This window comes from Shinella sp. S4-D37, from assembly GCF_040812195.1.
Classification (GTDB): domain Bacteria; phylum Pseudomonadota; class Alphaproteobacteria; order Rhizobiales; family Rhizobiaceae; genus Shinella.
The window spans coordinates 466,642-478,994 of sequence record NZ_JBFNXL010000003.1 but is presented as its reverse complement, the minus strand read 5'-3'; the positions used below and the strand labels follow the sequence as shown (position 1 = coordinate 478,994).

At 61.4% G+C, this 12,353-nt stretch carries 8 protein-coding genes and 1 pseudogene; 4 read left to right on the top strand and 5 right to left on the bottom strand.

Going from position 1 to position 12,353, the window contains the following annotated elements:
* Window positions 1-58: 58 nt before the first annotated feature.
* The 4 genes and pseudogenes from AB3G45_RS06255 to AB3G45_RS06240 all read right to left on the bottom strand — a co-directional run.
* On the bottom strand, window positions 59-1,117 hold the full coding sequence (locus AB3G45_RS06255) for a PotD/PotF family extracellular solute-binding protein (RefSeq protein ID WP_367829738.1): 1,059 nt from the start codon (window positions 1,115-1,117) through the stop codon (window positions 59-61).
* A 27-nt stretch (window positions 1,118-1,144) separates the two neighbouring features.
* A complete protein-coding gene (locus AB3G45_RS06250; RefSeq protein WP_367829737.1) occupies window positions 1,145-2,539 on the bottom strand; it encodes a sigma 54-interacting transcriptional regulator in 1,395 nt (464 codons plus the stop codon).
* The gene (locus tag AB3G45_RS06245; RefSeq protein WP_367829736.1) at window positions 2,536-3,708 is read right to left on the bottom strand and encodes a PAS domain S-box protein; all 1,173 of its coding nucleotides are present in this window, start codon (window positions 3,706-3,708) and stop codon (window positions 2,536-2,538) included. The genes AB3G45_RS06250 and AB3G45_RS06245 overlap by 4 nt, the downstream gene beginning before the upstream one ends.
* Window positions 3,709-4,045: 337 nt before the next feature.
* Window positions 4,046-4,394: pseudogene (locus AB3G45_RS06240) on the bottom strand (UbiD family decarboxylase); the annotation flags it as partial.
* A gap of 769 nt (window positions 4,395-5,163) precedes the next feature.
* On the opposite strand from AB3G45_RS06240, the gene AB3G45_RS06235 reads away from it, so the two are divergent.
* From AB3G45_RS06235 to AB3G45_RS06225, 3 genes are all read left to right on the top strand, one after another.
* Complete coding sequence (locus AB3G45_RS06235) at window positions 5,164-7,614, top strand: FAD-dependent oxidoreductase (RefSeq protein WP_367829735.1); 2,451 nt, start codon at window positions 5,164-5,166, stop codon at window positions 7,612-7,614.
* Window positions 7,615-7,723: 109 nt separating this feature from the next.
* Window positions 7,724-8,755, top strand: a complete 1,032-nt coding sequence (locus AB3G45_RS06230) for a phosphotransferase (RefSeq protein ID WP_367829734.1) — start codon at window positions 7,724-7,726, stop codon at window positions 8,753-8,755.
* A gap of 12 nt (window positions 8,756-8,767) precedes the next feature.
* The gene (locus AB3G45_RS06225; protein WP_367829733.1) at window positions 8,768-10,093 is read left to right on the top strand and encodes an aspartate aminotransferase family protein; all 1,326 of its coding nucleotides are present in this window, start codon (window positions 8,768-8,770) and stop codon (window positions 10,091-10,093) included.
* A 67-nt stretch (window positions 10,094-10,160) separates the two neighbouring features.
* Here the strand turns inward: AB3G45_RS06225 and AB3G45_RS06220 are convergent, their stop codons facing one another.
* Window positions 10,161-10,853: a GntR family transcriptional regulator gene (locus AB3G45_RS06220; RefSeq protein ID WP_367829732.1), complete on the bottom strand. Its 693-nt coding sequence runs from the start codon at window positions 10,851-10,853 to the stop codon at window positions 10,161-10,163.
* Window positions 10,854-11,301: 448 nt separating this feature from the next.
* Here AB3G45_RS06220 and AB3G45_RS06215 point away from each other — a divergent pair, with 448 nt between their 5' ends.
* Window positions 11,302-12,216 (top strand): dihydrodipicolinate synthase family protein, encoded by a 915-nt coding sequence (locus AB3G45_RS06215; RefSeq protein ID WP_367829731.1) that lies wholly within the window; start codon window positions 11,302-11,304, stop codon window positions 12,214-12,216.
* Window positions 12,217-12,353: the final 137 nt, after the last annotated feature.

Sequence of the window (12,353 nt, the reverse complement as noted above, 5' to 3'; positions counted from 1 at the left end):
TTGTGCTTTATCGTCTCGTGGCGGAGGGCGCGGCGGCGGCCGCGCCCTCCGTCCGGCCTTACGGCGCCGCCTTCACGGCGTTCCAGGTTTCGAGATACTTGTCGAGGCGCGCCGGCTGCTGCCACATGACGAGGCTCTTGACGAACTCGACGTTGTCGACCTGCCGGTCCTTCTTCGTCTCGTCATCCATGCAGGCCTGGACAGCCTTGGGATTGACCGGGAAATAGCCGGTGGCTTCGGCGATGCCGCACTGGCCTTCGGCCGACTGCATGAAGCTCATGAACTTGTAGGCGCAGTCCTCGTTGGGGGAATCCTTCACCAGCATCATGGAATCCATCCAGCCCTCCGCCTTTTCCTTGGGCGTGAACTCGACGACCTCGAAGCCCTTCTTGAGGTTGTTGACGTCCTTGCTGGTCAGGCCCGTCCAGGCGTTGGAGACATAGACCTCCTGGTTGGCCATCAGCTCCGTCAGCTCACCGGCCGAGGCCCAGTATTTGCGGATGAGCGGCTTCTGTTCGATGAGCTTGGCCTTCACGGCCTCGAGCTGCTCGTCGGTAAGGTCGAAGATATTGTCATAGCCGAGATAGCGTGCGGTCCAGTAGAGCGCCGACTTGTCGTCCCACATGGAGATCTTGCCCTTGAGGGCCGGGTCGAACAGGACGGAGATGGAGTCCGGCTTGGTCGCCAGCTTGTCGGGGCGGTAGATCAGCGAGACGGAACCCCAGATCAGCGGCACGGCCCAGGTTTCCCCGTCCGCGACCACGTCGCTCTCCTTGGAAAATTCCGGATAGATGCCGCCGAAGCCTTCCACCTTCGCCGTGTCGATCGGCGCGACGAAACCGGCCTGGCGCATCATCGGCACGGTGTCGAGCGAGGGGGTGATGACGTCATAGACGCCGCCGCCTGCGGCGAGCTTGGCGGCGAAGTCATCGTTCGAGCCGACATAGGAGGCCGTCACCTTGCAGCCGGAGGCCGCTTCGAACTTCGAGATGAAGCCGTCGACGGCATAGCCTTCCCAGGTGAGGTAGTTGAGCTCGCCGGCCTTGGCGGCCAGAACCTGCGGCATGAAACTTGCGGCGGCAAGGGCGAGAATTGCGGATCTGCGCAGTATGGACATGTTTGTTCCCCTTCATGTCTTGGTTGGTTATCTCGTTCGTTTCGTCTTTCGCACGAGCGTGGCGATATCGATGCCGAGCGCCTTGGCGGCGCTTCTTTTGCTTCCATGTTCTGCGATGGATTTTTCCAGGACCCAGCTTTCGAAGGCTTGCACCAGGTCCCTGAAGTTCTGCGGTGCGGCCTCCCCGCCGCTGGCCGCAGGAGCCGCAGAAGGACGGGGCGCGGCATCCGGGGCCACGACGAAATGCTCGGCGAGTGCGATGTCCTCGGCTCCGGCCGCGGCGCGCTCGAGGATATTGGTGAGTTCCCGCACATTGCCGGGATAGGCGTGGGCGGCGAGCCGCTTGACGAAGGCCGGGGAGAGCTGGAGGGCCGGCGTGCGCCCGGCATTCAGCCGCCTGAGGACGTGCTCGGTCAGCGCGGTGACGAGTTCCGGCTGGTCTCTCAATGGCGGCAGGTCCAGCGTCACGACGGCGATGCGGTAATAGAGGTCCCGGCGGAAGGCGCCGCTTGCCACGAGGGCCGGCAGGTCGGCATTGGTGGCGGTGACGAGGCTGAGGCGCGCCTTGCGGCGCTGCATCGAGCCCAGGCGGCTGAAGGTGTTGTTTTCGAGGAAGGCGACGAGCTTCATCTGCGAGACCGGCGAAAGGTCCGTCACCTGGTCGAGGAAGAGCGTTCCGCCGTCGGCCGCCTCCACGAAGCCGAGCTTGCCGCGCGTGGAGGTGTCGAGAGCCGAGCCGGGCTCGATGCCGAACATTTCCGCGTCGAACTGCGTGTCGGTCAGCATGCCGCAATTGACGTGGACGAAGGGCGGCGCGTCGGAGGCGCCGGCCTTGCCGACGAAGCAAGCAAGCTCGGTCTTTCCGGAGCCGGTCTCACCCGTCAGGAGCACGGCGCTGCCGCGCTCGACGGCGGTTGCCGCCCGGCGAGCGATGGCGCTGAGGCGCTGCGTGAGGAGCGCGCCGCCCGTGGCCGGCAGCGGCTCTGCCTCGAAACGGAAGTGATCGCTGCGTGCATGGCCGCGATGATGCCGGCCTGTCTCGCGCATCGTCAGCAGCGCGCCATAGGCCCCTCCGTCCGGCGTCCTGAGAATGCCGATGGAGGCCGTGACGTTGCGTTGTGAATTGAGGGTGCCGGAAACCTCGATGCGCTTGAGCTGCCGCAGGGCGCCGGCGAGCTTCTGCACCAGCGGGCCGGCCGTCTTGGCATGTTTTGCAAGGTCCGAGCCGACGAGGTCGCTGCGCGCGAGGTTGAGGAGCAGTTCGAGCTTGCCGTTGACGAGCTTGATTGTGCCGTCCGTTTCCAGAAGGGCGACGCCGTCGGGAAAGGCATCGAGGAAAGCGCCGAATTGCGGTTCGTCGATGAAGGAGGGCCGCAGGCGGCGCTGGCCGGGTGCCGCGATGTCGTTGGCGTAGAACTTCACGATGCGGCCTCCTGTTGTGCGAGGCTGCGCGCCCTGCGGCGGCTCTTGCGCCGGGCGGTGAGCACGTAGCGGCGCATCTCGCCCTCGATGCAGGCGACGCGGAAGCGCCAGGTGTCCCGGCTCGCATCCTCGGCGATGACGGCAAGATCGCACTCGCCGTCGGTCTCCTCCCCGGCGAGGGCCGCCTGCCGGAGCTTGTCGAGCGCATTGCGGGTTTCGACGAATTGCTGGAAGGGCCGGCCGAGGACCTGTTCGGCGGTCCCGCCCCAGAGGTTTTCGGCCGCCGGGTTGGTCGCCAGCAGAAGGCCGTCCTCGGAGATCACGAGGATCGGGTCCGGTGCGGCGCTCAGGATGTCCTGCATGATGTCCGCGCGGTCGGCGAGCTGCTGCTCGCGCTGGCGATGCGCGCCGATGTCGCGCGTCGTGCCCCAGAGGCGGATGAGGAAGCCGTCCTTGATCGCCGCGCGGAAATCGTTCTCGACCAGCATTTCGCTGCCGTCGTGCCGGCGGTCGATGGCGGCGGCCCGGTCGAGCCGGTAGCCGGAGCGCACGAGGTCGCGCGCCATGTGGCGGTTGATGTCGGTTGCCGGGAAATAGCGCGAAACCGGCTGGACGTTGAAATCGAGTCCCTCGGGCACGCGGTAGAGCCGCGCCATCGCCTCGTTGCAGGCGCGCCACCGGCTCTGGTTCGTGAATATCCGCTCGACGATCTCGTCTTCGGCAAGCGCCGTGTCGACAGGTTCGAGGAATTCGATGCACCAGCAGGCCTCCGTCGCCGCGCCGATCATCTGCGAGAGGATCTCCACGCGCTCGGCAAGCTCCGGCCCGATGCCGAGCACGCTTTCCGGCAATGGCTGCTTGATGACGGCAAGTCCGCGACCCGGATCGGAGACCACGGTGGCGATCATGGGGACTTCGCTATATTGGGGCGAATTCACCCAAACGGTGAGCCCGGACACGAACGGCTGGCCGTCGCGTGCGATGCCGCGCAGCATCTGCGCCGAGGTGCTGCTATAGATGCGCTCCAGCGGCACGCTCTCGCCCTGCCCGAGCGTGATGGTAAGCTCGTGCGCCTCCATCACGTTGACCGCGCAGATACGACCGTCGTGATCGATCCAGTCGACCAGCAGGGCGTCGAGATTGGCGGTGCCCGGTACGTGTACTTTCATTCCCATCCCGATCCGAATGGCGATCCCCTTCCTGGGGATCTGCACAAGAAGACATGCGCAATCCCGCCACAATCGCAGGCGGAAGCAAGCCCTATTCGGGATGAAAGTGTGAAAACGCGCCGGAACGCAGTCCGGATTGCGCATTATCGCATCATTCGCTGCGATAATGCGCAACAAGGCGACTTTGGCGAGCCGCTACCCTGAACGTATTGATGTCAGTATCCAGTGGCTTGGCCCGCTGGTAACGCTGCGGTGCAGGTAGCACATCGCCGGTCAATCGAATTCGGCACTTAAGGACGTGATCGCTGGTTCGAGCCGCTCAAGAGCCCGACCTCCTTCATTTTTCGCCTGCCGTCGTCTCCCCGAGGCCGAGCGTCTGCCAAAGCCGTCGACGCGTGCGATGATCTCGCGCGACATGGTGAGGGGCGGCCCCATTCGCGGTCGGTCTCCGCGCCGATCTTGTTGGTGGCGTCAAGGCCGAGCTTGCCGCCGAGGCCGGATTTGGGCGAGGCGAAATCGAGATAGTCGATCGGCGTGTTGTCGATGACGACGAGATCGCGGCTCGCGTCGAAACGGGTGGAGAGCGCCCAAATGACATCCGGCCAGCTCTTGACATCGATATCGCCATCCACCGCGATGACCAGCTTCGTGCAGCTGAACTGCGGCAGCACGGACCACAGCCACACCGCTCGGGCGATGATTTGCGGTGAAAACCGGTGGTTCTTGTAACTGATCGTCGTCGAGCGCATCATCGCCCAACTATCCGTCAACCGTTAAACTGAAGACAACGTGACATCGCCAGGGAGGGCTATGGATAAATCCGGCCGACCAGTCCGTTGCTGGTGATTGCCGTTGATGAGATTATCCATAAGCCTTTAACCCAAGTGGAGAAGCCGCAGCCCTGTGCCATGAAGGCCGGCATTTGCCACGGCTCGCCAAGCCCTGTTATGCCGTGAACCACCATTTGCGGGATAGTCGACCGTCATCGAGCTTGCGGGTGGATCCGATCTCACCATGAACGAGCTTGTCCGTTGAGCCGATCAGGAAGGAGACGAAGGAGTGCTTCAGGTCATGAGCATATCCGCATCGATCCCAAGTCCGGCCAAGGAACGAAATCGCGGTGGGCTAAGTGTCCGATTGCGCGCTTTAGATCCTGATAAGGTTGTATGCTGATACAAGCGGCGGCGCGACCAGCGGCATCGCCGCACACACAATTATCTGATCAGATATCAGTTTTGTTGACATGTGTGGCCAACTCGCGTAGCTAGCCCTCAACAGGGTGTTGTTCGAAACCACGGATAGCTGCCCTCAGGTTTAAAGAGACTGGCGAAGACGATCCTGAAGACAGACGACGGCATGGCGCGCCTCCGGGCGCGCCATCTTGGCCGATGAAAAAGTGTGTCTTCGGATCCGCCGAATGGCCGATGTTCAAGAATTTTCGCACGAGGAACAGCGATGGAATTTAAATCAAAAGCGGACGTGGTCATTGTCGGCGGCGGCATTACCGGATGTTCGATAGCCTATCACCTGACGAAGATCGGCATGTCGGATGTCGTTCTCTGCGAGCGCAAGCAACTGACGTCGGGCACGACGTGGCATGCGGCCGGTCTGGTCACGCAGCTGCGCGCCACGCGCCAGATGACCGAGCTTGCGCAGTATACGGGTGAATTGTTCGGCAAGCTCGAGGAGGAGACGGGGCAGGCGACGGGTTTCCGCCGTTCCGGCTCGCTGCGCGTCGCCACGACGGAAGCCCGCTACGAGGAGCTTGCGCGCGGCGCTTCGATGGGCCGCAATTTCGGCCTTCCGGTCGAGGCGGTGAGCGCGGGCGAGATCAAGGAGCGCTGGTCGCCCATCTCCACGGAGGGTATAGTCGGCGGCTTCTGGTTCCCGCATGACGGCCAGGTCAATCCCGCCGACGTCACCATGGCCTATGTGAAGGGCGCGCGCTCCGGCGGCGCGAAAATCTACGAACACACGGCGGTCACCAAGATCCTTGTTGAAAACGGTCGCGCGACGGGCGTACTCACCGACAAGGGAAAGATCGAAGCGAAGACGGTGGTGATCTGCGGCGGCATGTGGTCGCGCGATCTTGCAGCCGATGTCGGTGTGACGATCCCGTTGCATGCGGCCGAGCACTTCTATGTGGTGACCGAAGTGATGCCCGGCTTGCCGCGTGACCTGCCGGTACTTTTCCTCGGCGACGAATGGACCTATTACAAGGAAGATGCCGGCAAACTCCTCGTCGGCTTCTTCGAGCCGGTAGCCAAGCCGTGGGGCCAGAAAGGCATTTCCGAAAGCTTCTGCTTCGATACGCTGCCGGAGGACATCGATCACATCGCGCCCCATCTTGAGGCCGCCACCCGCCGCGTGCCTTCGCTCGAGACGACGGGGATGCAGCTCTTCTTCAACGGACCGGAAAGCTTCACCCCGGACAACCGCTATCTCCTGGGTGAGACGCCGGAAGTCGACGGGCTGTTTTGCGCGACCGGTTTCAACTCGGTCGGTATTCTCTCGTCGGGGGGCGTCGGCAAGGTCATGGCCGACTGGATTCGCGATCGCCGTCCACCGGTCGAACTCATCGACGTCGATATCCGCCGCACCCAGAGCTTCCAGCGCAACAAGCGCTACCTGGAACACCGCACCGTGGAATCCCTCGGCCTCAATTTCGACATGCACTGGCCGGCCCGTCAGCTTGTCACGGCCCGTGGCGTGCGCCGTACGCCCTATCACGACCGACTTGTCGCAGCCGGCGCCTTCATGACGGAGCTTGCGGGTTGGGAGCGCCCCGGTTTCTACGGCACGCCCGAAGAAGTAGCCAATATCGAATATTCCTATTATCGCCCGAGCTGGTTTGAAAACACCGCCGCCGAATGCCGCAACACAGCTGAAAACATTACGGTCTTCGACCACTCGTGCTTCGTCAAGTACCGCGTCGAGGGACTGGATGCGCTCAAGACGCTGAACTGGCTTTCGACATCGGATCTCGACGTCGAGATCGGCAAGATCGTTTACACCCAGTGGCTCAACGAGCATGGCGGCATTGAAGCCGACGTGACGATCACGCGCCTCCAGGCGGATGTCTTCCTGGTCGTGACTGTTGCCGTTTCCCAGCGCCGCGACATCGCCTGGTTCCGGCGCAACACGCCGGAAGGCGCTCAGGTCACCATCACCGATATCACTTCCGGCCTCACCATGCTTGCCGTCATGGGACCGAAAACCCGCGAGCTGATGGAACGCCTCTCGCCGGACGACTTCAGCAACGAAGCTTTTCCTTTCGGCACCAGCAAGGAGATCGACCTCGGCTACGCCCGCGTCCGCGCCAGCCGGCTCACCTATGTCGGCGAGTTCGGCTACGAACTCTACATCGATACGGATTTCGCACAGCATGTCTATGACGAGATTGCGAAGGCGGGCGAGGACCTTGGCCTGAAGCCGGGCGGTTTCTTCGCGCTCAGTTCGCTGCGCATGGAAAAAGGATATCGCAGCTGGGGTCACGATATCGGCGAGGAGGACACGCCCTACCAGAGTGGTCTCGGCTTTACCGTCGCCCTGGACAAGGAAGGCGGTTTCCTCGGACGCGAGGCACTCCTGAAGCAAAAGGCGGAAGGCCCCGTCGCGCGGCGGCTCGTTCAGGTCAAGGTGCTCGGCGGTCCGGAAGCGCCGATGCTCTATCATCACGAGCCGATCCTGCGGGACGGCGTCATCATCGGCTCCGTCATGTCCGGCGCCTACGGCCACCGTGTTCAGGCCTCTCTTGGCCTCGCCTATGTCACCAACGCAGGCGGTATTACCAGCGACTGGTTGAAAAGCGGAACCTGGGAGGTCGAAATCGCCATGAAACGCTATCCGATCGAGCTGCAGTTCGGGGCCTGGTACGACTCCAAGAACCTGCGCATCAAGGCGTGAGCCCGGCCATCCGACCACCGAAACGAAAGATCCCCCGGGCGGCGGCACGAAACCGCCCGGGGGACCTGGCCTGCTTTCTGAGCGAAGACTTTAAGCTGCGGGAACGGAAATGAACGCCGAACGAACAGATGACGCTTTCACCAACAGCTGGACGCCGCTTGATGGCAGCCAACAGCGGTCTATCCTTGCCGATCACTTCGGTCTTTCCGGGGGGGTCGTGCGTTTCAACAGTGAACGCGACGAGACATTCCTCGTCACCGCGACGGACGGCGCGCAATACATTCTGAAAGTCGCCAATCCGCAGGAAGATCCCACGCTTCTTGCCTTCCAGACCGGCGCATTCCTGCATCTCGCCCGCGTCGAGCCGAAACTTCCTGTTTCGCGGCTGATCGAGGCCCGCGACGGCAGGGTCATGCCGACGATCGAAACTGCTGAAGGCAACCGCACAGCGCGCCTTTTCACCTATCTTGCAGGCGAACCGCTCTTCAAGGTGGCTTCGTCGGCCCCCCAGCTCGAGCAGCTCGGCAGGGTCTGCGCAATGCTTGGACGCGGTCTTTCGACCTACCAGGCGGACCCTCCTTCGGACAGGATTTTGTGGGACATGGCAGGCTTTTTGGAGCTGGGCGCGCGTCTGTTCAGCTATGTCGATCCCGCGCGGCAGGCCCTTGTCCGACAATGCCTTGGCAGCTTCGAGAGCGACTACCTGTCTGTGGCAGACACGCTGGCGCGGCAACCGATCCACAACGATTTCAATCCCTATAACATTCTCGTAGACCCGGATGACGCCAACGATGTGCGGGGGGTAATCGATTTCGGCGACATGGTGATCGGCACAGTGGCGAGCGACGTGGGAGTGGCCCTGTCCTATTTAGTGAGCCGGGTGGGATCTGTCGACGAGCTGTCGCATTTCCTTGAAGCCTATTGCCATATCCGACCTCTCTCCGAACCGGAACTCACCGTTCTGCCGGTGCTCATGCGCGCCCGCCTTGCCATGACGATTCTCATCACGGAATGGCGTGCGGCGATTTTTCCAGAAAACCGGGACTATATTTTGCGTAACCACGGCAATGCCGTAAACGCGCTTGGCGATCTCAATGCGCTATCGTCGTCGGCACTCCGCTGGACCAGCAAGAAATCTTGAAAGGCTAGCACCATGGCAATGACAAATGCCTTCAGTCAATCGGACATGAACAACCTTTCTGAGCGCGACCGAACCCTGGTGGAACGGAGAGCCCGCATCCTCGGTCCGGCCTATCGGCTTTTTTACCAGAACCCTGTCAACATCGTACGGGGCGAAGGGGTCTTCCTCGAGGACGCCGATGGAAAGCGCTATCTCGATGCCTATAACAACGTGGCATCCGTCGGCCACTGCCACCCGGCGGTGGTCGAGGCGATCACCCGCCAGACGGCCGTCCTCAATACCCATACCCGCTATATCTATGAACCGCTTTTGGATTATGCCGAGGACCTGATTTCGACTTTCCCGGTGCATTTAGGTCAGATAATGCTGACCTGCACGGGCAGCGAGGCGAATGATCTTGCCTTCCGTCTGGCCAAGAGTGTCACGGGCGGAACGGGCGTCATCGTTACCGATCTGGCCTATCACGGGCTGACGAACGCGGTATCGGAATTTTCGCCTTCGCTCGGTGCCTTCGTTGATCTCGGTGCTCATGTCCGCACTGTCCCGGCGCCGGATGCCTATCGGACATCCAGTGCATCGCTAGGCGAAACCTTTAAGGCCGATGTCGAGCGCGCCATCGCCGGCATGAAGCGGCATGGCATCAAGCCGGCAATGCTGATCGTCGATGCGATCTTCTCCAGTGACGGCATTTTCGCCGAGCCGGCCGGCTTCCTGAAGGGCGCGGTAGACGCGATCCACGCAGCAGGCGGCCTCTTCGTCGCGGATGAGGTGCAGCCCGGCTTCGGTCGAACGGGCGATTCCATGTGGGGTTTCGAACGCCACGGCATCCTGCCCGACCTCGTCACGCTGGGCAAGCCGATGGGCAATGGATACCCTGTCGCCGGTCTCGTCGCTCGTCCCGAAATTATTGCCGATTTCGGCGAGAAGGCGCGCTACTTCAACACGTTCGGCGGAAATCCGGTCGCGGTCGCCGCCGGCCATGCGGTCCTGAAGGTAATCCGCGACGAAAGGCTGATTGACAATGCCAAAAATACCGGCGCCCTGATCCGGAAGGGCATAGCCGAGATCGCGACCCGACGAGCCTCGATCGGTGACGTACGCGGTGCCGGCCTCTTCATCGGGATCGAGATTGTCAGCGATCGCGAGAAAAAAACGCCGGACGGCGCGATGACGACTCGGATCGTCAATGAGCTTCGCCACCGCGGCGTACTGATCAGCTCGGCGGGGCCGAAAGCCAATGTTTTGAAAATCCGCCCGCCGCTACCCTTTGGTCCGGCGCATGCGGGACAGTTGCTGACCATTCTTGATGAAACAATCGGCGCGCTCGAAGCGCGGTAAGCTCCGGGATTTCGCGATACAAGGGCGGGAGGCTATGCCTTCCCGCCCCCGGTTCGAAGGCGCGTTGTCAGCGGGAATTCGGAGCCGTGTTTTCCAGTATGACCTGGCGGATCGGGCGGGCCGCGTCCTGAATATCGGCGCGCATAGCCGCCGCGGCTGCTTCGGGGTCTTCAGCCCGGAAAGCCTCGATTATCTCAACATGGCGCTGGTCGCCAGACTTTGTCAGGACGCCGCTTCGTACGATGTTGAGCATCGGCGCGTAGCGCATCCACATCAGCTCTATCAGGTCAACGAGATCGGAGTTGCCGCTCCCCCGGTAGATTTGAAAATGGAATTTCTGATTGAATTTCAGGTAGCCTTTGATGTTCTCAGCCGGCACATGCGCTTGCATCTCAGTGTTGATCGCTTCGAGTTTGCGCACGAGCGACGAACCTTTTGTGATCACCGCGAGACGTGCCGCTTCACCCTCGAGCAGCAGTCGGACGGGGAGTAGCGAGTCCATCAAATCGACTGTGGCTTCCGGCACGCAGAGCGACCGACGGGGAGGGGACTGCAATGCGCGAGCGGAGATCAGCCGGTTTGTTGCCTCGCGGATCGGCATCTGGCTGGTGCCGAATCCCTCCGCGAGCTGCGGCAAGGTCAGGCGTTGGCCCGGCACAAACTCGCCCATCATGAGCATCTGTTTCAGCTCAGTATATATATATTCGGCATCCAGAATGGGCCGTCTCGCTGTAAACTGGGGCAGATTGTCTCCGCGCATCGTGGGTCCTGCAATTGATGTCGGCAATGCATGATCGCGCAAACCAGCGATCGTGACAGCCGCGGGATAATTATATTTGGATCACTGATAAAGCCAGGATACAACCAAGAATATCGCTGACAGGGCAAGGACGGCGTTCCGCACCGTATCGCCTTCTATATCACTTTAGCCAAACCTAACCGATTAGGCGATGGCGGTCAATCTGATCAAATATCAAATAACGCTTTTGGCGGACTATTCGTTGCAAAAAGACTGCAACCCTTTCCCGTGCACGTAAGGCCAGTACCAGCAATGAAAATTCACAGAAAAAACTTGATCAGATATCATAAATGTGGTTGGTGAAGGCATTATTGTTTTCAACCATGTCGTGGCCTGTTTGTCAGAGGTCCACATGCGATGGCGTCCCACGAGCGGGCTAGGGCTATAGTTGGCCGGAAGAAGGATGGACATGAACAAGCATACCGCTAAAGGTCTATATGTTGCGACCACCACGCCGTTTAAAGCCGATGGAACGATCAACGGCACTGCGATCCGTACGCATGCGGATTATCTGATCTCTTGCGGCATCAGTGGTCTTGTCCCGGTTGGCGGGACGGGAGAGGCGCTTGCCTTGTCCTTCAAGGAGCGTGTCGAGGCCGTTGAGGCAACGGTCGACGCCGTTGGTGGGCGCGTGCCGGTGGTCGCCGGCGTGACGCTGCCCGGCCTTAGGGATGCGATCGCCCTGGGTCGTGACTTTCTGAGCGCAGGCGCAAACAGCCTCATGGTGCTGACGCCCTATGGCGTGCTGCCGACGCAGGAAGGCATTCGCGACTACTACAAGGGCATAGCCGACGGCGTGGGCCAGGCGATCCTTCTTTACGACATTCCCTACATGACCGGCACGACGATCCAGCCCCAGACGGTGCGGCAGATCGCAGACGACGGCTCCATTTTTGCGATGAAGGCCTCCAATCCCGACCAGGCTCTGTTCGGCGAGCTGATGCGTGCAGTGGGTGGTGATATCGCGATTTTCGCCGGCGACGAGGACTATTTCGTCGAGGAGGTGGCGCTCGGGGGCGTTGGCGGCATCCTTGCATCGTCGGCTGTCTTGCCATGCAGCTGGCTGGAGATCTTCAATCTTGCCAGTGCCGGCAATGTCGCTGACGCCAAGGAGCGTCTTGCTCGTTTGGGCGATTTTATCGCAACCGTATATTCCGAGCCCAATCCTGGGCCTCTGAAGGCGGCGCTTAGGATTGCCGGCCACGACATGGGCTCCGTGCGCACGCCCTTGCGTGAACCCGCAGCCGCCCTCATCGAGCAACTGCAGGGCCAGCTGGCCACATTGCTTGCTTATGAGAGCGAGCTTTTCCAACAGAGACAATAGCCGGCAGCTGCGCTGACACGACGGCTCCACATCGGTCATCGCAGAAGAATGCAGGCGATAGGAACATGGCAATCCCGCGAGACCATCATGGCGTTCTGCGTTAACGGCGTTTTGAACCAGTGAAAAGCTGATCCGCG

Excerpts from the sequence above, each read along its gene's own strand:
- AB3G45_RS06255 (WP_367829738.1), bottom strand. The coding sequence starts at position 1,117 with ATGTCCATACTGCGCAGATCCGCAATTCTCGCCCTTGCCGCCGCAAGT.
- AB3G45_RS06245 (WP_367829736.1), bottom strand. The coding sequence starts at position 3,708 with ATGAAAGTACACGTACCGGGCACCGCCAATCTCGACGCCCTGCTGGTC.
- AB3G45_RS06235 (WP_367829735.1), top strand. The coding sequence starts at position 5,164 with ATGGAATTTAAATCAAAAGCGGACGTGGTCATTGTCGGCGGCGGCATT.
- AB3G45_RS06230 (WP_367829734.1), top strand. The coding sequence starts at position 7,724 with ATGAACGCCGAACGAACAGATGACGCTTTCACCAACAGCTGGACGCCG.
- AB3G45_RS06225 (WP_367829733.1), top strand. The coding sequence starts at position 8,768 with ATGGCAATGACAAATGCCTTCAGTCAATCGGACATGAACAACCTTTCT.
- AB3G45_RS06220 (WP_367829732.1), bottom strand. The coding sequence starts at position 10,853 with ATGCGCGGAGACAATCTGCCCCAGTTTACAGCGAGACGGCCCATTCTG.
- AB3G45_RS06215 (WP_367829731.1), top strand. The coding sequence starts at position 11,302 with ATGAACAAGCATACCGCTAAAGGTCTATATGTTGCGACCACCACGCCG.